The sequence below is a fragment of the Hahella sp. CR1 genome (assembly GCF_029813005.1).
GTDB lineage: Bacteria > Pseudomonadota > Gammaproteobacteria > Pseudomonadales > Oleiphilaceae > Hahella.
In genome coordinates this window covers 1-21,415 of record NZ_JAPELK010000008.1, presented here as the reverse complement: position 1 = coordinate 21,415, position 21,415 = coordinate 1, and the positions used below count along the sequence as shown (strand labels likewise).

Below are 21,415 nucleotides of genomic sequence, written 5' to 3'. Positions count from 1 at the left end.
CAAATTTGTGACAACCTCCGACTTAAGAAATAAAACGGTAACAATGACAGAGCAAAATTGGCGCCTCGCGATAAAGTGGAATAACGACGGACTTATCCCCGTCATCGCCCAGGACAACGATACTGGAACCGTGCTGATGATGGCGTGGATGAACGAAGACGCGTTGTCTGCAACGATAGCCAAACAGGAAGCGGTGTATTGGTCCCGCTCCCGGGAAAAACTCTGGCATAAGGGCGAGACCTCCGGGCACGTACAGAAGGTAAAAGATATTCTACTGGACTGTGACGGCGACACATTGCTACTGAAAGTTGAACAAATTGGTGGAATTGCTTGTCATACCGGGCGTGAGAACTGTTTTTTCCGTTCTCTTGACGCACAAGAGTGGAAGGTCAACGCGCCGGTTAAGAAAGATCCGAAAGATATCTACGGATAAACGCCCGCCCTCAGCGTCCCTCACTCTCTCATTGATTGGTGAAGTGACGGCTCGGCAGGCGATATAAAGATTTAGACAATTTGTTTTCAGAGGCTTGGAAAAGCGCAACATGAACGACATATTGACCCAGCTCGGCAAAGTGCTAGAAGAGCGCAAGCTGGCCGATCCGGATTCATCCTACGTCGCCAGTCTACATGCGAAGGGATTGAATAAAATTCTGGAGAAAGTCGGCGAAGAATGCACCGAAACCATCCTCGCCGCCAAAGATGCGGAACTGGACGGTTCAACGCATAATGTAATTTATGAAACGGCGGACCTGTGGTTTCACAGCCTGGTGATGTTGAGTCACCTGAACATCGGTCCACAGGAAATCATGCAGGAGCTGGCCCGGCGCTTTGACATTTCGGGTCTTGAGGAAAAAGCTTCACGGGGCAAGAAATAACCGCGGACAGCCCGCACCGGCGCTATCGCTGGACTTGTAGGATTTGGTAATCAGGCAGTAATACTTCAAAGGAGCACAATCATGGGCATATCCATGTGGCAACTACTCATCGTTCTGGTAATCATCGTGCTGCTATTCGGTACGAAAAAGCTGAAGAACATTGGCGGCGATCTAGGCGGAGCGGTGAAAGGCTTTAAAAAAGCCATGAGCGATGGCGAGTCCGAGGAAGACAAAGAGCCCAAGAAGCTGTCGCAAAATGAGAGCCGCACCATCGAAGGTTCCGTAGAGCGCAACGACGCGAAGACTGAATCCAAACACAGCTGATCCACATCGGACGACCCATAGCTTATGTTCGATATCGGATTCCCAGAGCTCGTGCTGGTTGCGGTCATTGGCCTTCTGGTGCTGGGCCCGGAGCGCCTCCCTTACGCCGCGCGCAAAACCGGCTTGTGGGTAGGTCGCATCCGCCGTATGGTCAGTCAGATGTCTTCTGAGATAGACCGGCAGTTAAAGGCCGAGGAAATGCGGGAACGGCTGCGCAAAGAAGGCGATACGCTTGGCTTGGAGAAAATCCAGCAAACCGTCAACGATGCGCTGGCTGAAGCGAAGAAATACGAGGACATGGTTGAGAAGAACCCGGCTACGCCGATGTCCTCCAAAGCCAGCCCGCCCCAAACGCCATCTTCCGGGCATGACTCACAACCGGTAGAATCCCACTCCCATTCCGACGACGCCCCCAAGCAGCATGACCGCTCCTGAAATGACTCCGCGCGACGACAACGTAGATAAAGAACTGCCGTTATTTGATCACCTGGTTGAACTGCGCAACCGCTTGCTGCATTCCGTTTTGGCTGTGCTGGTGGCGTTCTTACCCTTATACGCGTTTCGCAATGAAATCTACGCCTATATGGCCAAACCGCTGCGCGCGGCGATGCCGGAAGGGGCCACCATGATCGCAACCGAAGTGGCGTCGCCGTTTCTGGCGCCCTTCAAGCTGACCATGGTGTTGGCGATCTTTCTCATGATTCCGTTCATTCTCTATCAGATCTGGTCCTTCATCGCTCCCGCGCTGTATAAGCACGAGAAAAAGCTGGCGATCCCGCTTCTGGTAAGCAGCGTGCTCTTGTTTTATCTGGGCGTCGCCTTCGCCTACTACGTGGTGTTTCCGCTGGCGTTCAACTTTTTCGCCAGCGCCAGCCCTGAAGGCGTAACGGTGATGACGGACATCAACAAATATTTGGACTTCATTCTCAAGCTGTTTTTCGCGTTTGGTTTCGCCTTCGAAATCCCTATCGCCACCGTGTTGATGGTCAAGGTCGGCATTACCAACGTGGCCAGCCTGCGGGAGAAACGCCCTTACATTGTGGTTATCTGCTTTATTATCGGCATGTTGTTGACGCCCCCTGACGTTATTTCGCAGACCTTACTGGCGGTGCCAATGTGGCTGCTGTTTGAAGTCGGCGTCTTATGTAGCCGCTGGGTGGAGCCAACTGCGGATTCCAACTCAGAATCCATCAATACCTGATTCCCGACTTAGTTCTGACTTTATGAATATCCTGTTGTTCTCCGCAGAAGAGCTTTCCGCGTCCGGTCAGCTCTCGCTCACCGACAGACGCGCAGAGCATTTGCGCAAAGTATTGAAAGCCCAGGCCGGTGACGATATCCGCGTCGGCCAGATCAATGGAGAGATGGGAACCGCTCGCTTACTTGATATCAACGAGGAGCGCGCGCGCCTGGAAGTGACTCTAAACGCCGAAGCGCCGCCGCCATTGGACCTGACCCTGATCCTGGCGTTACCCCGCCCCAAGATGATGCGCAGAGTGATTCAGAGCACAGTATCACTGGGAGTGAAACGCATCTACTTGATCAACTCCTACAAGGTGGAAAAAAGCTACTGGCAAACCCCTTGGCTGGAGGCCGCCTCACTGAGAGAAAACAGCCTCTTGGGTCTGGAGCAGGGAGTGGACACTGTGCTTCCAGAAATCCATATGCGCAAACTGTTCAAACCCTTTGTGGAAGACGAGCTGCCGCAAATCATCGCTGGAAGCGACGCCTGGGTGGCGCACCCCACCTCCGAGGCGCAGTCGCCACACGTCAACGGGCCACTGACTTTGGCGGTAGGTCCAGAAGGCGGTTTTACGCCTTATGAAGTGAAAAAGCTGGAGGAAATCGGCTTTAAGGGCTTCACCCTGGGTAAGCGCATACTTCGCGTAGAAACGGTTATTCCCGCGCTGATCGGCAAGCTATACCTTTAAATCGCACGGCGGCGAGCGCTATCAGAAAACCGTCGCCGCCACGGACTCGCCGCCATCTCTAACGTTAGACCCCCATCGCCTGACGAATCAGTTCTTTTTTGATGAGTGGCGTTTTATTCACCAGCGTCAATCCAGCGTTCCGTACTCCGGCAATCATGGGAGAGGGATGTCCGAAGCCGCGCTTGAAGGCTTCCATCAACGTCATCATGGAGAGATTCCCAGCCTGCCGCCGCCGCTGGTAGCGTCGCAACATTTCCTCGTGTCCCAGAGGAATGCCCCGCCCCAAGGCGCGCCGCGCCTCATCAAGCAAGGCGGCGACATCTTCAAATCCTAGATTGACGCCTTGCCCCGCCAAGGGGTGAATAGTATGCGCCGCATCGCCGATAAGCACCGCGCCACCATCAAAGTAACGCTTAGCGTGTCTCTGCCTGAGCGGGAAAGCAAAGCGTCGACTGATATCGGCCACTTCCCCCAACGCCTGCTCGGAGGCGTCGAATAGAGCCGCTTTGAAGCTGGCGTCGTCCAGCTCCATTAATCTGTCCGCTTCCACAGAATCCGCCGACCAGACAATAGACGAACAACGGTAGTTCTGATCCTGATCCAGTAAAGGCAGCAAAGCCAACGGGCCTGTAGGCAGAAAACGCTGCCGGGCTGTGAACTGATGAGGGCGGGCGGTTGTTATCGTCGCAACAATCGCCTGCTGGCCGTAATCCCATTCCCGAGTCGGGATGCTCAACCACTGACGAATACGTGACAGAGCGCCATCCGCGCCAACCAGCATTCGGCAAGAAACCGTCTCGCCGCTCCCGGTGTCGAGGGAGTAACCCGAAGCCTCCGGCTTCAACGCCCGCACCTGATCTTTAATGACGTGGATGTTAGAGCGTTCAGCAATACGTCGATGCAAAGCCGAGGTCACCACACGGTTTTCGACGATCAACCCCAAGCTGCTTTCGTACACTTCAGCCGAGGAAAACACTATCCGACCGCTTCCTCCGCTATCCCAAACGTCCATATCGGTGTAGCGCAGGCAATATGGCTCTATCTCCGCCCAGACATTCTGCTCGCGCAACAGTTTCTCACTTGCCAGCGTCAGAGCGCTGACACGTGGATCGAAGCTATGCGCGTCATTGCACTTAGGAGGCGTCGCCGTGTTTAGCCCACCTGGATCGATCAGGGCCACTTCTATATCCAGCGCAGACAACCCCAATGCGATCGCCGCGCCAACCATGCCGCCGCCAACGACGGCGACAGGAAATTGTGTCTTCACAATAGGCAGCCTCTACTTTGCAGACTCCGAATAATCAACGCCATTGCGGCGCGCGCTCAGCGACGCCCATGGCGTACTCAGCGAACCGACGCTTCGCCGCAGGCGCCAGATTCAGACTAATCAAGCCAAACTGCCTGACGCTTTCCAGCCAGGCGGACTTTTCGCCAAATAATTTGATCAGCCCATCACTGGCCGTCACAGTGCGTTTCTGGTCCGCCTGCTGGCGCGCCAGGTACTTGTTGAGTATCGGCAGCCCACCCAATTCTTCACTGGTGACCGCCTCATTCAGCACTTCCGCCAAATGCAGCGCATCCCTCAAAGACAGGTTATATCCCTGCCCCGCCACAGGGTGCAGCGTATGCGCCGAATTCCCCAGCAGCACCAGTCCTTCTCGAACCTGCTCCTGAGCGGTTTGCAGCGTAAGCGGGTAATGATTGATATCGCCGACCTGGACAATACGTCCTATGCGATAGCCGATCTGAGACTGCAGCGCCTCGGCGAAACTGGCCTTTTCCAGAGATAGCAGCCCCTGCAAGCGATTACTCGGCACAGTCCAGACCACCGCCATGCGATCATTACGCGCAGACGCCAGCGGCAAAAAGGCGACGGCGCCGCCATCAATGAAGCGCTCATACGCGATATTGTCATGTGAACGGGAAAGGCCCACGTTGACCACCAGCGCATGTTGGCCATAGTCCACGCGATGGCTGGCGACGCCAAAGTCCTCCGCCAGACTGGAGCGTCCTCCGTCAGCAAGCACAAGCAATCTTCCGACGATATCCCTCTCATGCTCCCCTTCCCGCAGACGCACCGTCATTCCCTCAGGACAGCTCTGCGCAGACACAGCCTCTGCGGGCGCCAGTACGGTTAAGTCCGCCCATCCCTCTAACGAGGCAACGAGACTGCGTCCGATGGCCGCATTGGGAACCACATAGCCAAAAGCATCGAGACCCTGTTCCTTAGCCTGCAGACGAGTCGCGCCCCATTTGCCCTGTTCGGACACATGGATAGTGCTGATGCCTCCGGCGTAGGGAGCCATGGCGGGCCATACCCCCATACGCTCATAAAGGAGGCGAGAGCCGTGAGACAACGCCGTGGAGCGCACATCGAAACTGGGTGTAAAGGGCCCCTCAGACGAGGTCTGCAAGGAGTGCGCCTCTACCAGCGCCACTTGAAAGCGACGCCGGGAAGACTGCTGCAAGGCCAAAGCCAGAGTTGCGCCGACCAGACCTCCGCCGACGATAACGATATCGTAGTGACGGGTCATCATTTACCCCGCATCAAGGCCTCAATTTCATCGACTTTCTTCGGCGTACCCGAGGTAATGACCTCACCGCCCTGCTTGGTTACGATTACATCGTCTTCGATACGAACGCCAATGCCTTTCCAGCGTGGATCGACATCTTCCAGTTCCGGCGCGATATAAATACCTGGCTCGACCGTCAACGCCATACCAGGCTCCAACACTCGCCATTCGCCGCCGACTTTGTAGTCGCCGACATCATGGACATCCAGCCCCAGCCAATGACCCGTGCGGTGCATAAAGAATTTCTTGTAGGCCTCGGTTTCAATCAGTTCATTCAGCTCGCCTTTGAGCAGACCGATCTCACGCAGCCCCTCGGTAATCACTTTCAAAGCCGCTTCGTGCGGCTGGTTCCAATGGCGACCGGGACGAACTTCTTTGATGGCCGCTTCCTGGGACGCGAGCACGATTTCATAAATAGTGCGTTGCTCGGCGCTGAATTGTCCGGAGACCGGGAAGGTCCGCGTGATATCGGACGCATAGCAATCCAGCTCACAGCCTGCGTCGATCAATACCAGATCTCCGCTCTTCAGTTTGTCGTTATTGGTGACGTAATGAAGAATACAAGCATTCTCGCCGCCGCCGACAATACAGTTGTACGCCTGCGCCCGTGAGCCTTCACGCAGAAATACGTGCTGAATGGCGGCTTCAAGCTGATACTCATACATTCCAGGCTTGCAGATGCGCATGGCTTCGTTATGCGCCTCGGCGCTGATGCGCGCCGCCTGCTTCATGATTTTGACTTCAGCGGAAGACTTGAACAGGCGCATGTCGTGCAACGTATGCTCCAGCGCCACGAACTCTCCGGGGGGGTGCGCGCCATTCTTGATCTTGCTGCGAATGACATTGATCCATTCCATGACCCTGCGATCAAACTTTTCATCCAGTCCCATGGAGTAGTAAACCCGCTGCTTACCTTCCAGCAAGCCCGGTAGAATTTCATCAACATCGTCGATGGGGAAGGCGTCATCAAAGAGATAGTGTTCGATCGCCCCTTCCTGTCCCGCCAACTTGCCATTCCAGCGCTCGTAGTCCGGATTCTTTTCTTTGCAAAACAAAATGGATTCGCCGTGCTCGCGCTCCGGGATCAGCACCATCACTGCGTCCGGTTCCGCAAACCCGCTGAGGTAATGGAAATCGCTGCTCTGACGGTAGGGATATTCCGAGTCACGATTGCGTATGCGAATTGGCGCAGCGGGCAGAATGGCGATGCTGTTGGGCGTCATCACATCAAGCAGGTGGCGCCGACGTTTCTGATATTCACGAATCGATAATGCTTGCACGTCTATCTCTCTTAAACTTTTAGTTATCCGTAATATGGCGCACATCCGTACAAACTGCCGGCGGGCCTTGTCCTTGGACCGTTAATGTAGCGTTTTCTTTTCCGGGGCGGCGTTCTTTTTAGCAGCGGTAAGTTCCTGCAGCACATTCAATGCCGCTACTTTCACAAACTCAGTCAGCTCCAGCAGTTCTCTTTCATCCTGCTCATCGCCATCTACTTCCGGGTCCACTTCGCCGATATCCACCAGATCCTGAAGAATTTCCTGAACATCCGCCGAGCAGGAGGATAATCCGCTGCCCAAGACAGACGTCAGCCCCTCGACGAACCCTCTGCACCAGTCCGCCAGCGCCGCAACGCGCAACGAACATTCCACGGCGTCTTCAGGCAACCAGGGCTGAAAGCTCATATTATCCTGCATCAGCGCCGCTTCCGCGTAGCCGTATACGGCTTTGAAAGCCGCTTGCAGGTTTTCTTCAATCGCATTGACGCTGCCGGCGAAACGCTGCGTATAGCTCCACCAGTCGTTATCCTGCGCCCGATCTCCCGCCGCCATTCTTCCGCACCAGAGACCGTGAACCCCTGCTGGAGTGGCGTCTGCGTCGATGCGGTTTAATAGTTGTTGCAGGGCATGGTAGGGTTGGGACATTCGTTTAACTCTCCAATCGGGCGGAAACCGCCCGCTTCCAAAGGTTTCGCCAATGTCGCTTGCAACGGCGAATGGCGTAACCTTATTAAATAGAATTCATTTGGCAAAAACGCCCGCTCTGCTTTAATAAAGCGCATCGGGCGCAATTGAATATATATGCGACGGCTCAAGCTTTCGCCATCATGTTTTTTACGGTTCTGACGTCAACTTTATCAGGATCGACTCACGCCAGAATAATGCTGTGTATGCTAACATGACGCCCACTTATATCGCCACGCGGGTGCGCACGTTGACCCCCTTACATCGGCGACTTATATTTAATTGGACGCCCATGCGCCTACAGTTTGGTTTTCTAACATTTTTCCGCTTTGATTTGCGTCCGTCATAAGTCGAGGCATGTTAGAAAACTCTTCCTGAAGAACCCTAGCAATACCACTGGAAAAACTTATGGATGTTTCTCAGTTGCAGCAGTTAAGCGATAAAATTGACCGCCTGATACAGAAGTGCAAACAGCTCGAAGCAGATAATCAGGCGCTACGCCAGCTGCAGGAAGACTGGCAAAAGGAACGCATGCAACTATTACAGAAGAACGATCTGGCCCGCTCCAAAATCGAGGCCATGATCAGTCGTTTGAAAGCTTTGGAGCAACGTTAATGAGTCGCACCAACAATACCGCCACCGTCACTATTCTGGACAAGGAGTACTTGGTCGCCTGTCCTCCGGAAGCGCAACGTCAACTGGAAGACGCTGCGCGGGCGCTGGATCAGAAAATGAAGGAAATCCGTGCGTCGGGAAAAGTCTACGGCACCGAGAGAATTGCGGTCATGGCCGCCCTGAACCTGACGTATGATCTAATGCAGCAAGGACAGAAGACCGAGCAGGTCTCTACCACCCTGAGCACGCTTCATGAAAAGCTGGATGCCGCATTGAGAAATAAATAACTTTACAAAACATACAATTACGCAATCAAACAAGAAAAAAATATTGAATATTCCTGGTTCACCCCACTGCTTTTTTTACATTTTTCGTTATAATAGGACCCAAGCTCCCTGAACTGCTCGCCAGTCAGATACGTCCTCGAGCCGATGAATTTTATTATTGGTTACCTCCTGCGAGTGATGTGTGCAAGTCCCTCTTGAAGGGAAAGCCTAATTCATTCCAGCGGTTACCTCCTTGAACCAAAGGGTTCAAGGGCCACGTCAGACAGCGGCTGTCTCGGGGAGTTTACTTTTTCTGCTATGAATAAAGCGTCTATTCGTCGCGCCATGCGCAAAAAACGCAGAGCGCTGACACCCGCCCAACAACGCACCGCCGCCTCCGGCTTGCGAAAGTCACTCAACTCAGCCATCCATCTCAGTCGCAGCGCCCGTTGGGGTCTATATCTCGCCAACGACGGGGAAATTAATCCGCTTCCAACGATTCAGCGCCTGTGGCGTAGAAAGAAAGCCTGTTATCTTCCCGTGTTACACCCGCTCTACCACAACCGGTTATGGTTCGTTCGGTATCAGCCCGGCGCCAGGCTCAAGCCCAATAAGTACGGCATTCCTGAACCTGTGCTGCGGGGAGCGAAAAGAGTTCCACCCTGGTCATTGGATGTGGTGTGCTTTCCATTAGTCGCGTTTGATAAGCAGGGGAACCGATTGGGAATGGGCGGGGGTTATTACGATCGCACCTTTGCTGACCGCCGAGTCATTATCAAAAGGCCGAAATTGATTGGGTTCGCTCATCACTTCCAGCAACTTCCAGAGTTGCCCCACGAACCCTGGGATATTCCACTGTCTGCCGTCGCTACGGATCAGCAGTTGCACCGCTTCAGAAACAAAAAAGCCCTGCGTTAACAGGGCTTTTTTCGAATCGTCAGGAAGACAGGGACTAATTAACGTCCTCGCCAGCGACGGAAACATATGTGGGCGACGTACGTGCTTCCTTGTGGCCAAAGGTTGTGAAGCCGCTGACGACCAACCCAAGGCAAAATACGATCACAAGCGTAAGCATGACGTCAGGCTTGCGCTTCATGCATCCCCCTAATTTTCATTGGCGTTTTTTTAATTTTATAAATCAGACAAATAGGTAATTGTCTTAACTTGAAATTATAGAAAAGTATTGTAACTCCTGCCTGATTTAAATCAAAGCTTTAAAACGCAATAGTGTGACCGTTTCTGCCTTTATATTAAAACCTCTTAATTATCAGGCGCCTAGAAACAGTTTATAGGCAGGATTATTGGTCTCCTCCCAATACCGGAAACCAACGGTATCCAGCATTTTCCGGAACTCCGCCATTTCGTCATCGTTCACCTGCGCGCCCATTAAAACACGACTATAAGCGGCGCCATGATTACGATAATGAAACATGGTGATATTCCAGCGAGCGCCAAAAGCCATGAGGAACTTCATCAACGCCCCGGGACGCTCCGGAAATTCAAAACGGAAAACCTTCTCGTTGGTTAACGCTGGCGAATGCCCTCCCACCATGTGGCGGATGTGCATTTTGGCGACTTCGTTATCAGTGAGATCAAGCACCGAGTAACCTTTTTCCTCCAGTGCGCCAACCAACTCTTTGCGCTCTTCCAGACCAGAGCTGATCTGAACGCCAACAAAGATCTGCGCTTCCGTCGCATCACAGTAACGGTAGTTAAACTCGGTGATATTACGGCGACTTAACGCCTGGATGAAACGCTTATAACTACCTGGGCGCTCTGGAATTCTCACCGCAAGAATCGCCTCGCGCTCCTCACCGACTTCAGTGCGCTCAGTGATATAACCCAGGCGGTCGAAGTTCATGTTCGCGCCGCTTACAATGGCTATCAGGTTTTGGTCCTGAATTTTTTCTCTCGCCACGTACTTCTTCAGACCGGCAATCGCCAATGCGCCAGCTGGCTCAGCGATAGAGCGGGTATCCTCGAAGACATCTTTAATGCCTGCGCAGATTTCGTCTGTGGAGACCAGAACGACTTCATCCACATACTGACGACACACTTCCCATGGCGCCTTGCCGATCTGTTTGACGGCGACGCCATCGGCGAAGATGCCGACTTCCGGCAATGTCACCCGTTTGCCCGCCTTCAATGCAGCATGGAGACAGTTGGAGTCTTCCGGCTCTACGCCTATGACTTTGACATCCGGACGCAAGTACTTGATGTAGGCGGCGACGCCCGCGATCAAACCACCGCCGCCAACAGGAACGAACACTGCATGAATAGGAGACGTGTGTTGCCACATAATCTCCATGCCCACCGTGCCCTGACCCGCAATCACCTCTTCGTCGTCGTAAGGAGGTATATAGATGTAGCCTTTTTCTTTGACCAGCGTTTGCGCATGCGCCGCTGCTTCGTCAAAGGCGTCCCCTTTCAGCACCACTTTCGCGCCCTTGGCCCGCACGGAATTCACTTTGATTTCCGGCGTGGTTTGCGGCATCACGATAGTCGCTTTGACGCCCAACTTTTGCGCAGCCAGCGCCAGCCCTTGGGCGTGGTTGCCCGCAGACGCCGCAATCACGCCTTTTTCTTTAGCAATCGCGGAAAGTTGCGCCAGCTTGTTATAAGCGCCGCGTAACTTAAAAGAAAAAACAGGCTGCAGGTCCTCACGCTTCAATAAAATATGATTATTGAACCTGTGGCTCAGCAGGTGGGCCGACTCCAAAGGAGACTCTATCGCAACATCATAGACTTTGGCGTCCAGGATCTTTTTTATATATCGGTGGGGCATGATGGGAACTTACTAAATCGCTAGCGGAATTAAGCGCCAAATAATATCGGCATTACGGACCCAACGTCTACTATTGATGGAATGCGAGGTCTATAATTCCCAAATTTTTGAGGGCGGGCTTATGAACCAGGACGAATTAAAGCAGGCAGTCGCAAAAGCGGCGCTGGAATACATCAAACCCCATCTGCAGACAGATACCATTCTTGGTATCGGGACAGGCTCCACGGCCAACTATTTTATCGACGCCTTGGCGGAAGTAAGAACGCAGTTCGAGGGCGCGGTCGCCAGCTCAGAGGCTTCCGCCGAACGTTTGAAGAAGTACAACATTCCCGTCTATGAACTTAACGCCGTTTCCGGCCTGGAGTTCTACATTGACGGCGCTGACGAAACCAACCCGCGCCTGGAGCTGATCAAGGGCGGCGGAGCGGCATTGACTCGCGAGAAAATCGTCGCCGCCAACGCTAAAACCTTTATCTGTATCGCCGACGAATCCAAATGGGTCGACGTGCTCGGCGACTTCCCACTGCCGATAGAAGTCATCCCCATGGCGCGCAGCTATGTGGCCAGGGAGCTGGTGAAGCTGGGCGGCGACCCGGTCTATCGAGAAGGCTGTGTGACGGACAATGGCAATATTATCCTCGACGTGTTCAATCTGCGCATTCTGGAGCCAGTAAAACTGGAGCAGCAGATCAATCAAATCACTGGCGTGGTCACCAACGGCCTGTTCGCCATGCGCCCTGCTGACGTACTCCTGCTGGGATCGCAGGAAGGCGTAAAGACCATCAAAGCCAACGACTGATTGAGAATCTGGCGCGCTCCCAGGATCGCGCCATTTATCTCTCCCGCCTCCAGTCGACCAAAGCATCTTTCAAAATCCTCTCAGGATTCGGTGTTTACCCATTTTTCAGAATCCCCCCTATTCTCTCCTCTCTCCCTCAATCAAAAAACAAGCGCTTGCTTGGCTTTTAATTGATCGATAATCTGAGCCCTGATAACAACTAGATAAGGGATTGGCGCATGTTCAACGAGACTCATCAAATGGCGCGGCGCACAACCGCCGCATTCATCAAACAACATGTCGCGCCTTATATTCAGGAGTGGGAAGAAGCTGGCTCGTTTCCTCGGGAGATCTATCGTCTGGCGGGAGAGGCCGGCGTACTGGGCGTTGGCTTCAATGAAAAGTGGGGGGGCTCCGGCGAAAGCGATATATTGATGAAGGTCGCTGTCAGCGAAGAGCTCATGCGCAGCACTTCTGGCGGATTTGTCGCCAGCCTGGGGTCATTGGATATCGCCTTGCCGCCCATTGCCCGTTGGGGCAGCTCTATACTGCAGGATAAAGTGATTCCACCTGTGCTCCAGGGCGAAAAAATCGCCGCGCTCGCCATTACAGAGCCTGGCGGAGGTTCCGATGTCGCCAATCTGCAAACTCGCGCCGTACGAGAGGGTGACGCCTATCGTATAAATGGCTCCAAAACATTCATCACCAGCGGCCATCGGGCGGACTTCTACACGGTGGCCGTACGCACCGGCGGCGAAGGCCACGCGGGCATCAGCCTGATTTTGGTGGAGCGAGAGCGAGAGGGATTTAGCACGGGCCAACCCCTGAAAAAGATGGGCTGGTGGGCGAGCGATACAGCAGAGCTGTTTTTTAATGACTGCCTTGTTCCGGCTGAAAATCTCATCGGTCCGGAGAACAGCGGCTTCATCGCCATCATGAGTAACTTCTTGATGGAGCGTCTGGCGCTTTCCATTATGGGCTATATGACCGCGCAAATCGCTTATGAGCAGGCATTGAGCTACGCCCGTCAGCGCGACGCATTTGGTAGAAAAATCGCCAAGTTTCAGGTTATCAAGCATCGCCTGGTCGAAATGGCGACACAGGTCGAGATCGCTCGCAACTACACATTGAATATTGCTCAACGCATACAAAACGGCGACAACCCGATCAAAGAAGTCGCCATGGCGAAGAACTTTTGTTCTCAGGCCGCCCAAGAGGTAACAGACGCCGCCGTACAGATTCATGGCGGCATGGGCTACATGCGCGAGTCCGTAGTGGAGCGGCTGTACAGAGACGCCCGCATACTCAGCATTGGCGGCGGCTCCACCGAAATCATGAACGAGATTATCGCCAAGCAACTCGGTCTCTAAGCTCGGACAGACGCCTTATTGGTTTTAGCGGGGCAAAGCTCCTATAATTTGCTGCCCAGCTTTTTAATAGAATGGAAAGTACAGATTATGAACTTTGACAATATTTCCGCAGGTAAAGAACTGCCAGACGACATTAACGTCGTAATCGAAATTCCTGCGCAAAGCAGCCCGATTAAATACGAAATCGACAAAGACTCCGGTGCGGTCGTTGTCGACCGTTTCATGGCCACGCCCATGTTCTATCCCTGCAACTACGGCTTTATTCCTCACACGCTGTCTGACGACGGCGACCCGCTGGATGTGTTGGTTGTTGCGCCCTACCCGATCCAGCCAGGCGCAGTGATCCGCTGCCGTCCAATCGGTGTGTTGAACATGACTGACGAAGCTGGCGAAGACGCCAAGCTGCTGGCGGTTCCTCACTCCAAGCTGACTCCGCTGTACAAAAACGTCAACGAGCCGACTGACCTGCCTGAATTGCTGATCAAGCAGATCGAGCATTTCTTTGAGAACTACAAGGATCTTGAAGAAGGCAAGTGGGTGAAAATTGCTGGATGGGCGGACCGCGAAGCAGCCCGTAAGGCGATTCAAGACGCAGCGGCGGCCTACAAAGGTTAACTGATGCGGACTCGGCGACGCTTCTGCGTCGCCAGTCATTCCCCTTCCTTAAAGCAGGCCGTCACAATGCGGAGCGACTACTTGTCCTGATCCTTGCGAATCTTTTCAACGATGGCGGTGGTTGAACAGTTATCCAGAAAGTCCAACGCTCGAACCTCTCCACCATATCCTTCGACGATCTCCCAACCGACAACTTGTTCTTTGCTGTAGTCGCCGCCTTTCACCAGGATATCCGGCTTCAGAATCTCCAATAAACGCTCTGGCGTGTCATCTTCATACCAGGTCACCCAGTCCACTGCTTCCAGCCCAGCGAGCACGGCCATTCTGCGTTCGAGGGGGTTAATCGGGCGCGCGGGTCCTTTCAAACGGCTCACAGAGGCGTCGCTGTTAATGGCAACGACCAATCGGTCCCCCAACTTTCGCGCCTGATCCAGATATCCCACATGGCCAGCGTGAATAATATCGAAACACCCGTTTGTGAAGACAATTTTCTCGCCATGGGCGCGTGCGTCGTCCAACGCCACCTTTAATTGCTCAACCGTCATCGCGCCACGCCCAGCGCCTTGTTCCTGCTGCACCGCTCGACGCAATTCCGGCGCGCTAACTGACGCCGTACCTAGTTTGCCCACAACAATGCCGGCGGCAATATTGGCCAGCGCCACCGCTTGCCCCATTTCACTGCCTGCCGCCAAGGCGGCCGCAAGCACGGAGATAACCGTATCGCCTGCGCCAGTAACATCGAAGACTTCTTTCGCCTGGGCAGGCAAATGCAGCTCGGGTCGTCCCGCTCTCAACAGGGTCATCCCCTGTTCACTGCGCGTCACCAGCAACGCTTCAAGCTCCAGCTCTTCAACCAGCTTTAAGCCTCGCTGAACCAGTTCCGCCTCGCTTGCACAATGCCCTACCACTGCTTCAAATTCAGATAGGTTAGGCGTGATCAAGGTTGCGCCGCGATACTTCTCGAAGTCACTGCCCTTAGGGTCGACCAACACGGGGATTTGTTTGCTTCGCGCCAATTGAATAAAAGCTTGTGGATCGCGTAAGGCGCCCTTGCCATAATCGGACAAAATCAAAGCCCCTGCGCCGGCTAACTGGCCTGCGACTTTCTTTTCCAGCGGCTCCTGCGGAACGCCAGCGAAGCTCTCTTCGAAATCCATGCGAATCAACTGCTGATGACGGCTGACCACCCGCAGCTTGGTGATGGTAGGTAGAGTCTCGTGCTCCTGAAAATCCGCCAATATGCCAGCGGATTCCATTCGCGCCGCCAGTGACTGCGCAGCTTCATCTTTACCCGTTACCCCCAAAATTACCGCCGCACTGCCCAGCGCAGCGATGTTCAAGGCCACGTTAGCTGCGCCGCCAGGCCGGTCTTCCAACTGCTCCACTTTGACGACGGGCACCGGCGCTTCAGGAGAAATCCTTGATGTCGCGCCGTACCAGTAGCGGTCCAGCATAACGTCGCCAACCACTACGACTCGTGAATTCTGAAACATTGGAAGCTGTATCTGCATGCCCGTCCTCAAAACTGAAACCTTCATTTATCTGTTTGCGATGGAAGGATCGCGCCGCAATATTAGCACGCCTCCCTCCCCCACAGCACCTTACCGCTCCGTCAACTGGCTAGACAAACTGGAGAGCCGGGCGGGATCGGGCTAAAATGCGCTTCTTTTGTTTTGGGAACGCCGCTAAGTGTCCGAAGAGAAACGCGATCTGACCTACTCAGACTTTATTCACCCCCGTTATTGGCCAACCTGGCTTGGGATCGCTTTACTATGGCTGATCGCCCATACGCCGTTGGCCTTTCAGCGCGCCCTCGGAACTCTGATGGGCCGCGCAGCCTACTATTTACTACCCAAGCGACGCAAAATCGCTGAGGTTAATATTAAATTGTGTTTTCCAGAACTTACCTCAGCCCAGAAGCAGACTCTGGTAAAGTCCGCCTTTGACAACAACGCTATTGGCTATTTTGAAGCCGCTTCCGCCTGGTTTACTGGAAAAGAGCGCTTTCGCTCCATCACCAAGGCGCACGGTCTGGAAAACCTGCAAGCGGCGCAGGCGAAAGGCAAAGGTGTTATTCTATTAGGCGGCCACTTCACGACGCTGGATCTTGGCGGCGCATTATTTGATATTTATTCCAGCGCAGCCAGCATGCAACGGGACCACGATAATCCCCTGTTCAACATGGTGATGACCCGCGCCCGTAGAAAATTTTGCCATCCCGTATTGAGCAAAGACGACTTGCGCGGCCTCATCCGCCACCTGAAATCCGGCGGTACAATCTGGTATGCCACAGACCAGGATTACGGCAGTCGCGGCAGCGTATTCGCGCCATTTTTTAATGTTCCGGCGGCAACGATCACCACAACATCACGCATCGCACAAAAAACCGGAGCGCCCGTCGTCCCCTTCAGTCACTTCCGTAACGAAAACGGCGGCTACGACGTCTACTTCGAGCCAGCGCTTTCTGACTACCCATCCGGCGACGACCTTGCAGACGCCACCGCCACTAATCTGGCGATAGAAAACGCCATCCGCCGCTATCCAGCCCAATACCTGTGGATGCATCGGCGGTTTAAGACTGAGGAGAACAGGGAGAATCATTCGCATTATGGCGGCAAGTAATATCATTCCAAGCCTCCTACTGAAGGATGCGGTGGACTTTTCCGAAATCAAGCGAGTTCTTGTCATCAAACTTCGCCACCACGGTGACGTCCTGCTGAGCTCTCCTGTTTTTACCGCGTTAAAAGCACAATATCCTCATCTTGAGGTGGACGGTCTGGTATACAAAGATACTCAGGACATGTTGAGTCTTCACCCAGCAATATCGCAACTGCACTTGATTGACAGAGGGTGGAAGAAGCTGGGCGTTCGACGTCAACTTGAAGCAGAGTGGGGACTGATTAGTCAGCTCAAGCAACGTCAGTACGACTTGGTGATTCACCTAACTGAACATTGGCGCGGCATGTTGTTGACTCGACTGCTCAAGCCCAGGTTTTCCGTCTGTCAGATCTACGCCCGACGTCCAGGAAAACTTTGGAAAAAGACATTCACTCATCACTACCCAGTAAACGCAAAACATCGCCATACCGTTGAGAAACACCTCGACGCACTACGCAGAATAGGCCTGTATCCAAGTGATGAAGAACGACGCCTGACCGCTGTCGCAGGCGATTCAGCAGAACACGCAGTCCTTGATCGCTTGGCGGAACAGGGAGCGACAGCAGGCGAGTACATCCACATACACCCTACTTCCCGCTGGCTTTTTAAAAGTTGGGATGTAGATAAAATGGCGGCCCTAATCAATCGTTTACAGGAGAAGGGACATACCATTGTTCTTAGTGCAGCCCCGAGCGGGGATGAAATGCGCATGATGGAGGATATTCTGGAGCGCCTGGTTCATCCCGTCATCAACTTCAGCGGGTCTCTGACGCTCAAAGAGTTGATCGCCCTGATACAGCATGCAAAGTTGTTCATCGGCGTAGACTCCGTTCCGATGCACATTGCTTCAGCAACTCAAACTCCGTGTGTAGCCCTATTTGGTCCCAGCAACGAGCGAGAGTGGTCTCCCTGGCTAAACAAGCACGTAATTTTATCGTCAAATCACCCTTGCCGCCCATGCGACCTTGCCGGATGCGGCGATGGCTGGCGAAGTGAATGTCTGTCACAGATACAGGTTGAGCAAGCTCTGAATGCCGTGGAGCGCCTGACGTCATGACGATCAAATTGGCGATAATCAGACAGAAATACCGGCCTGACGGCGGAGCGGAAAGATTCATAAGCCGGGCGCTGGATGCTCTCGGCGCACAAAACCTGGAGCTGACCGTACTTACCCGAAAATGGGAAGGACAAGCCAGCAACGTCAAAGTCATCACCTGCAACCCTCCCAAGTGGGGACGCATATCCCGAGAAAGACGCTTTGCTAATGCTGTCTGCGCTCAAGTTGCAGGGCACGACTTTGACCTTGTACAGTCCCACGAGCGCATGCCCTGCTGTGACATCTACCGCGCGGGCGACGGCGTACACCGATCCTGGTTGGAACAACGCAAACGGATACTGTCGAAGGTTAAGCAAAGATGGTTAGAGCTAAGCCCTTACCATCGCTATGTATTAGAAAGTGAAAAGCGCCTGTTCGCATCATCCCGGTTACGCGCGGTCATTTGTAACTCTCATATGGTGAAAGAGGAAATCATCCGTTATTTCAACTTTCCAGAAGCCAACATCCATGTTATCTACAACGGAGTCAACGCAGAACAGTTCTCGCCTCAAGCTTGTGCGCCACACCGCGCCAAAATTCGCCAACAGTTGGGCATTCCAACAGAGGCTACGGCCTTAATATTCGTTGGATCAGGGTTTGAAAGGAAGGGCTTAGCTACTGCTATTACCGCTCTTGCTCAAACTTCGCCTCAGGCACACTTGATCGTAGTCGGCGGAGATAAGCATGAGAGGGCATATCGATCACAAGCAAATAAACTGAGCCTGAACGGGCGTGTACATTTCGCAGGGGTAAAAAAAGAGGTCATTCCCTATTACGCCGCCGCCGACGCCCTTATTTTACCTGCCCTATACGACCCCTTTCCTAACGTCATATTTGAAGCAATGGCTTGCGCCTTACCCGTGATCACATCCAAGCAGTGCGGTGGCGCAGAATTGATTAAACAAGGTGAGAGTGGCTACGTTGTCGACGCATTAGACTCTGACGGCTGTGCGAGCGCAATCCTCAAACTTCTCGACCAGCCTCACAGGCTTAGCCTTGGCGCTGCAGCACGCAACGCTATTGAACCATATAGCCCGGAGCGTATGGGTCAACAATTAACCGACTTATATAAACGTTTACTCCCGGTAAACGGCAGCATGGAATAATAGAATGCAATCAGCCGAGACTAAACCCGCCTTTTTGATAACTATTGACACAGAGGGCGATAATATCTGGTCCAGCCCCCGCCAGATTGAAACAAAAAACGCAGGTTTCCTCCTAAGATTTCAGGAGTTGTGCGAACGTTTTGCCCTCAAGCCGACTTACCTGACCAACTATGAAATGGCGATATCCGACCAATATATTGAGTTCGCAAAAGACTGCCTTGAACGAGATACGGCTGAGATCGGCATGCATCTTCATGCCTGGAATAGCCCGCCAGAGGAAAGTCTGACGGAGGACGACTATCGCTACCTGCCTTATCTAATTGAATATCCAGAAGCGCTCATAGAACAGAAAGTTGACTATCTGACCAAGCTCCTGGAAGACACTTTCTCCAGCAAAATGACTAGCCATCGAGCAGGAAGGTGGGCGTTTAACGAGTTCTATGCGCAGACGCTGGCCAAGCATGGCTACTTAGTGGATTGCTCTGTCACCCCAGGCGTCAGTTGGCGCAAGAATCTAGGAGACCCCAAGCAACAAGGGGGAACAGACTATCGCGGATTTCCAGATGCTCCTTACTATCTCGATCTAAGCGATATCCGCAAAAAAGGAGATTCCGCCCTACTGGAGTTGCCTGTAAGCATCCTCCCAAAATACTCAAAGTTCATCAGTCAGTGCCGCAAAGCGATTAACAAACTCAAAGGCCGCGAGAAAGAGGATGCGACAATCTGGTTGAGACCAACAGGAAACAACCTTAAAAATATGTTGCGAGTACTAGACGAAGCACAGCAAAACCAACGTCCATATGTCGAGTTTATACTGCACTCATCTGAGTTCATGCCTGGGGGCAGCCCGACTTTTAAAACGAAAGAGTCTATCGAAGCTTTATATCGCGATCTTACAGAATTATTTAAAGCCGCCAATGGGCGTTATCGCGGAGCCACATTGACGGAGTACGCCAAACAGTTCGGCGCAAACAACTAAGAACAATAAGAACGTAGCGCCGACATCATCTCGGACATATATCGCTCAAATTGGAATTGGCTTCGAGTCCATTTTTGAGCCTCAGCGCTCATTTGTTGATAGAGCTCATTAGATTGAGCCAGCTTCTGAACAGCTTCGGCGATTTCCGCCGGAGCTAATAGCTTAGGCGGAACGATCTTATCCGCATCCACATCATATATTTGCGGCGGTAGATGAGGACTTGACGCCTCCATTTTCAAATACTCTTCCTTACAAAGGGTGGGAGGCAAACAGAAGCCTGTTACTCCGTCCTTCACAACCTCAGGCAGCCCATCAACTTTACCAACGATTGCTGGACAGCCCGCAGCCATTGCTTCCGCGCTAACCAAGCTAAATGTTTCATGAATGGAGGTCGACAACAGGCAATCTATGCCTCTGTAGAAGTTGTCCATATCATCCACCAAACCCAGGAACGACACAGACGCCTTCACGCCCAGCTTCACTGCTAGCGCCTCTAAGTTTTCTCGCATAGGCCCAGCTCCGGCAATCCTTAATTCGCACGGAACTCCTCTATCCAGTATTTCCTTCAGCGCGTATATGCCTATATTGACCGCCTTTAACGCAACCAATCTACATGCAACGCCAATAACAAAAGGCCTGTCCTTATCATCCAGTTTCGCTTTTTGTGGGTATTCCAAACATGCATTACGGATAGGATTCAAGCAAACGTCAATTCTCTCACCAACGCTATACTTAAGTTCCAGCATTCTCTTTGCAGCATAAGAGGCCGCTATATATCCGTCCACTTGTGGAAAGAAGTTTTTCTCTTTCAATGGGTTATGGGAATACCAAGCCATACCGTGCTCGTAGTACACCACAGGCACGCCCTGTGGGATGTCGCCTTGTTGGATATCTGAAAGTTGATTCCAGATAAGCACCAGATCCGGCTTAGACTCATGAATACACCGACGACGATGCCTCAATCTAAGACTTACTGGCTTCTTAGGGATTTTCAGTTTCCCCCAATGTTTATAAAAAGATATTTGCTTGGAAAAGCGCTTAACAGCTGGCTTCAATAAAGGCGCAATGTTTTTACTATCCGCTAAAACCAAGTTTGTTACGTCAGTTGGGTTCGTGTGGCTTATAAACTCACAGAATAACCTTTCAACGCCACCAACATTATCAAGGTTTATTAGGTGTAGTATTCTCATTAAGAAGTGGGCCTTTCCAAATAGCCAATTAAAAACACAACGCCCTACTAGATATAACAGGGCTCGGCATTATACATACCAAAGCATTCATTGTTTATTAACAAAAACCACTTGGCCAGACTAACGTTGTCACTAATTGTAGAGAGTTAGCATAAAAGGTACAGAAAGGTCTGATGCCACATCTGGAGAGTCTGGAGTCGCCCTCGCGGGACTTTCACTGAGTTTGGGGATTGGTTTGCAGAAGGGATAAGGCCACTTTATTTTTCCGGCCTGGCGTTAAATTTCAGGCA

General features: G+C 52.7%; 23 protein-coding genes and 1 other RNA gene. 17 read left to right on the top strand and 7 right to left on the bottom strand.

Features of this window, described 5'->3' with window-relative positions; genetic code table 11:
* The first annotated feature begins 43 nt into the window (after positions 1 to 43).
* The 6 genes from hisI (at position 44) to ONV78_RS19050 (ending at position 3,130) form a co-directional block, all read left to right on the top strand.
* A complete protein-coding gene (hisI, locus tag ONV78_RS19075; protein ID WP_127973394.1) occupies positions 44 to 433 on the top strand; it encodes a phosphoribosyl-AMP cyclohydrolase in 390 nt (129 codons plus the stop codon).
* 109 nt (positions 434 to 542) lie between these two features.
* The gene (locus tag ONV78_RS19070) at positions 543 to 875 is read left to right on the top strand and encodes a phosphoribosyl-ATP diphosphatase (protein ID WP_127973395.1); all 333 of its coding nucleotides are present in this window, start codon (positions 543 to 545) and stop codon (positions 873 to 875) included.
* 81 nt (positions 876 to 956) lie between these two features.
* Positions 957 to 1,199: a Sec-independent protein translocase subunit TatA gene (gene tatA, locus ONV78_RS19065; RefSeq protein ID WP_216737942.1), complete on the top strand. Its 243-nt coding sequence runs from the start codon at positions 957 to 959 to the stop codon at positions 1,197 to 1,199.
* 24 nt (positions 1,200 to 1,223) lie between these two features.
* The gene (gene tatB / locus ONV78_RS19060) at positions 1,224 to 1,634 is read left to right on the top strand and encodes a Sec-independent protein translocase protein TatB (protein WP_279505531.1); all 411 of its coding nucleotides are present in this window, start codon (positions 1,224 to 1,226) and stop codon (positions 1,632 to 1,634) included.
* Positions 1,621 to 2,400, top strand: a complete 780-nt coding sequence (tatC, locus tag ONV78_RS19055; RefSeq protein WP_253938449.1) for a twin-arginine translocase subunit TatC — start codon at positions 1,621 to 1,623, stop codon at positions 2,398 to 2,400. Before tatB ends, tatC begins: the two co-directional genes overlap by 14 nt.
* Positions 2,401 to 2,422: 22 nt before the next feature.
* On the top strand, positions 2,423 to 3,130 hold the full coding sequence (locus ONV78_RS19050) for a 16S rRNA (uracil(1498)-N(3))-methyltransferase (RefSeq protein WP_279505527.1): 708 nt from the start codon (positions 2,423 to 2,425) through the stop codon (positions 3,128 to 3,130).
* 64 nt (positions 3,131 to 3,194) lie between these two features.
* Here ONV78_RS19050 and ONV78_RS19045 read toward each other — a convergent pair whose 3' ends face one another.
* Genes ONV78_RS19045 through ONV78_RS19030 form a run of 4 tightly spaced genes read right to left on the bottom strand, consistent with a single transcriptional unit; the run spans position 3,195 to position 7,628 of the window.
* Positions 3,195 to 4,397: an FAD-dependent monooxygenase gene (locus tag ONV78_RS19045; protein WP_279505525.1), complete on the bottom strand. Its 1,203-nt coding sequence runs from the start codon at positions 4,395 to 4,397 to the stop codon at positions 3,195 to 3,197.
* 34 nt (positions 4,398 to 4,431) lie between these two features.
* Positions 4,432 to 5,667 (bottom strand): 2-octaprenyl-6-methoxyphenyl hydroxylase, encoded by a 1,236-nt coding sequence (gene ubiH / locus ONV78_RS19040; RefSeq protein ID WP_279505524.1) that lies wholly within the window; start codon positions 5,665 to 5,667, stop codon positions 4,432 to 4,434.
* Positions 5,664 to 7,028 (bottom strand): Xaa-Pro aminopeptidase, encoded by a 1,365-nt coding sequence (gene pepP, locus ONV78_RS19035; protein WP_216737947.1) that lies wholly within the window; start codon positions 7,026 to 7,028, stop codon positions 5,664 to 5,666. Before pepP ends, ubiH begins: the two co-directional genes overlap by 4 nt.
* Before the next feature lie 36 nt (positions 7,029 to 7,064).
* The gene (locus ONV78_RS19030) at positions 7,065 to 7,628 is read right to left on the bottom strand and encodes a UPF0149 family protein (RefSeq protein WP_127973400.1); all 564 of its coding nucleotides are present in this window, start codon (positions 7,626 to 7,628) and stop codon (positions 7,065 to 7,067) included.
* 447 nt (positions 7,629 to 8,075) lie between these two features.
* Between ONV78_RS19030 and ONV78_RS19025 the strand changes: the two genes are divergently transcribed.
* From ONV78_RS19025 to ONV78_RS19010, 4 genes are all read left to right on the top strand, one after another.
* Positions 8,076 to 8,282 (top strand): TIGR02449 family protein, encoded by a 207-nt coding sequence (locus tag ONV78_RS19025; protein ID WP_011395022.1) that lies wholly within the window; start codon positions 8,076 to 8,078, stop codon positions 8,280 to 8,282.
* Positions 8,282 to 8,569: a cell division protein ZapA gene (locus ONV78_RS19020; protein WP_127973401.1), complete on the top strand. Its 288-nt coding sequence runs from the start codon at positions 8,282 to 8,284 to the stop codon at positions 8,567 to 8,569. The genes ONV78_RS19025 and ONV78_RS19020 overlap by 1 nt, the downstream gene beginning before the upstream one ends.
* 102 nt (positions 8,570 to 8,671) lie before the next feature.
* Positions 8,672 to 8,854: non-coding RNA, 6S RNA (gene ssrS, locus ONV78_RS19015), on the top strand.
* Between the two features lie 12 nt (positions 8,855 to 8,866).
* Entirely contained in the window at positions 8,867 to 9,466 is a 600-nt protein-coding gene (locus ONV78_RS19010; protein WP_279505519.1) for a 5-formyltetrahydrofolate cyclo-ligase, read from the top strand.
* 349 nt (positions 9,467 to 9,815) lie between these two features.
* Here ONV78_RS19010 and ilvA read toward each other — a convergent pair whose 3' ends face one another.
* On the bottom strand, positions 9,816 to 11,333 hold the full coding sequence (ilvA, locus tag ONV78_RS19005) for a threonine ammonia-lyase, biosynthetic (RefSeq protein ID WP_279505517.1): 1,518 nt from the start codon (positions 11,331 to 11,333) through the stop codon (positions 9,816 to 9,818).
* 121 nt (positions 11,334 to 11,454) lie between these two features.
* Between ilvA and rpiA the strand changes: the two genes are divergently transcribed.
* From rpiA to ppa, 3 genes are all read left to right on the top strand, one after another.
* Positions 11,455 to 12,132, top strand: coding sequence for a ribose-5-phosphate isomerase RpiA (rpiA, locus tag ONV78_RS19000; protein WP_279505514.1), 678 nt, complete (start codon positions 11,455 to 11,457; stop codon positions 12,130 to 12,132).
* A 218-nt stretch (positions 12,133 to 12,350) separates the two neighbouring features.
* The gene (locus ONV78_RS18995; protein WP_279505512.1) at positions 12,351 to 13,481 is read left to right on the top strand and encodes an acyl-CoA dehydrogenase family protein; all 1,131 of its coding nucleotides are present in this window, start codon (positions 12,351 to 12,353) and stop codon (positions 13,479 to 13,481) included.
* A gap of 87 nt (positions 13,482 to 13,568) precedes the next feature.
* A complete protein-coding gene (gene ppa / locus ONV78_RS18990) occupies positions 13,569 to 14,096 on the top strand; it encodes an inorganic diphosphatase (protein WP_216737953.1) in 528 nt (175 codons plus the stop codon).
* A 77-nt stretch (positions 14,097 to 14,173) separates the two neighbouring features.
* Here the strand turns inward: ppa and hldE are convergent, their stop codons facing one another.
* Complete coding sequence (hldE, locus tag ONV78_RS18985) at positions 14,174 to 15,607, bottom strand: bifunctional D-glycero-beta-D-manno-heptose-7-phosphate kinase/D-glycero-beta-D-manno-heptose 1-phosphate adenylyltransferase HldE (protein ID WP_216737954.1); 1,434 nt, start codon at positions 15,605 to 15,607, stop codon at positions 14,174 to 14,176.
* Positions 15,608 to 15,785: 178 nt separating this feature from the next.
* Here hldE and lpxL point away from each other — a divergent pair, with 178 nt between their 5' ends.
* From lpxL to ONV78_RS18965, 4 genes are read left to right on the top strand one after another with little or no spacing between them, the layout of a single operon-like run.
* On the top strand, positions 15,786 to 16,718 hold the full coding sequence (gene lpxL / locus ONV78_RS18980) for an LpxL/LpxP family Kdo(2)-lipid IV(A) lauroyl/palmitoleoyl acyltransferase (RefSeq protein WP_279505508.1): 933 nt from the start codon (positions 15,786 to 15,788) through the stop codon (positions 16,716 to 16,718).
* Positions 16,705 to 17,811: a putative lipopolysaccharide heptosyltransferase III gene (rfaQ, locus tag ONV78_RS18975; protein ID WP_279505506.1), complete on the top strand. Its 1,107-nt coding sequence runs from the start codon at positions 16,705 to 16,707 to the stop codon at positions 17,809 to 17,811. The genes lpxL and rfaQ overlap by 14 nt, the downstream gene beginning before the upstream one ends.
* Positions 17,808 to 18,956, top strand: coding sequence for a glycosyltransferase family 4 protein (locus tag ONV78_RS18970; RefSeq protein WP_279505505.1), 1,149 nt, complete (start codon positions 17,808 to 17,810; stop codon positions 18,954 to 18,956). The genes rfaQ and ONV78_RS18970 overlap by 4 nt, the downstream gene beginning before the upstream one ends.
* Before the next feature lie 4 nt (positions 18,957 to 18,960).
* The gene (locus tag ONV78_RS18965) at positions 18,961 to 19,935 is read left to right on the top strand and encodes a hypothetical protein (RefSeq protein ID WP_279505504.1); all 975 of its coding nucleotides are present in this window, start codon (positions 18,961 to 18,963) and stop codon (positions 19,933 to 19,935) included.
* On the opposite strand, the gene ONV78_RS18960 is transcribed toward ONV78_RS18965, so the two are convergent.
* Entirely contained in the window at positions 19,932 to 21,125 is a 1,194-nt protein-coding gene (locus tag ONV78_RS18960; RefSeq protein WP_279505502.1) for a glycosyltransferase family 4 protein, read from the bottom strand. The genes ONV78_RS18965 and ONV78_RS18960 overlap by 4 nt on opposite strands.
* Positions 21,126 to 21,415: the final 290 nt, after the last annotated feature.

Excerpts from the sequence above, each read along its gene's own strand:
- hisI (WP_127973394.1), top strand. The coding sequence starts at position 44 with ATGACAGAGCAAAATTGGCGCCTCGCGATAAAGTGGAATAACGACGGA.
- ONV78_RS19070 (WP_127973395.1), top strand. The coding sequence starts at position 543 with ATGAACGACATATTGACCCAGCTCGGCAAAGTGCTAGAAGAGCGCAAG.
- tatA (WP_216737942.1), top strand. The coding sequence starts at position 957 with ATGGGCATATCCATGTGGCAACTACTCATCGTTCTGGTAATCATCGTG.
- tatB (WP_279505531.1), top strand. The coding sequence starts at position 1,224 with ATGTTCGATATCGGATTCCCAGAGCTCGTGCTGGTTGCGGTCATTGGC.
- tatC (WP_253938449.1), top strand. The coding sequence starts at position 1,621 with ATGACCGCTCCTGAAATGACTCCGCGCGACGACAACGTAGATAAAGAA.
- ONV78_RS19050 (WP_279505527.1), top strand. The coding sequence starts at position 2,423 with ATGAATATCCTGTTGTTCTCCGCAGAAGAGCTTTCCGCGTCCGGTCAG.
- ubiH (WP_279505524.1), bottom strand. The coding sequence starts at position 5,667 with ATGATGACCCGTCACTACGATATCGTTATCGTCGGCGGAGGTCTGGTC.
- pepP (WP_216737947.1), bottom strand. The coding sequence starts at position 7,028 with ATGTGCGCCATATTACGGATAACTAAAAGTTTAAGAGAGATAGACGTG.
- ONV78_RS19030 (WP_127973400.1), bottom strand. The coding sequence starts at position 7,628 with ATGTCCCAACCCTACCATGCCCTGCAACAACTATTAAACCGCATCGAC.
- ONV78_RS19025 (WP_011395022.1), top strand. The coding sequence starts at position 8,076 with ATGGATGTTTCTCAGTTGCAGCAGTTAAGCGATAAAATTGACCGCCTG.
- ONV78_RS19020 (WP_127973401.1), top strand. The coding sequence starts at position 8,282 with ATGAGTCGCACCAACAATACCGCCACCGTCACTATTCTGGACAAGGAG.
- ONV78_RS19010 (WP_279505519.1), top strand. The coding sequence starts at position 8,867 with ATGAATAAAGCGTCTATTCGTCGCGCCATGCGCAAAAAACGCAGAGCG.
- ilvA (WP_279505517.1), bottom strand. The coding sequence starts at position 11,333 with ATGCCCCACCGATATATAAAAAAGATCCTGGACGCCAAAGTCTATGAT.
- rpiA (WP_279505514.1), top strand. The coding sequence starts at position 11,455 with ATGAACCAGGACGAATTAAAGCAGGCAGTCGCAAAAGCGGCGCTGGAA.
- ONV78_RS18995 (WP_279505512.1), top strand. The coding sequence starts at position 12,351 with ATGTTCAACGAGACTCATCAAATGGCGCGGCGCACAACCGCCGCATTC.
- ppa (WP_216737953.1), top strand. The coding sequence starts at position 13,569 with ATGAACTTTGACAATATTTCCGCAGGTAAAGAACTGCCAGACGACATT.
- hldE (WP_216737954.1), bottom strand. The coding sequence starts at position 15,607 with ATGCAGATACAGCTTCCAATGTTTCAGAATTCACGAGTCGTAGTGGTT.
- rfaQ (WP_279505506.1), top strand. The coding sequence starts at position 16,705 with ATGGCGGCAAGTAATATCATTCCAAGCCTCCTACTGAAGGATGCGGTG.
- ONV78_RS18970 (WP_279505505.1), top strand. The coding sequence starts at position 17,808 with ATGACGATCAAATTGGCGATAATCAGACAGAAATACCGGCCTGACGGC.
- ONV78_RS18965 (WP_279505504.1), top strand. The coding sequence starts at position 18,961 with ATGCAATCAGCCGAGACTAAACCCGCCTTTTTGATAACTATTGACACA.
- ONV78_RS18960 (WP_279505502.1), bottom strand. The coding sequence starts at position 21,125 with ATGAGAATACTACACCTAATAAACCTTGATAATGTTGGTGGCGTTGAA.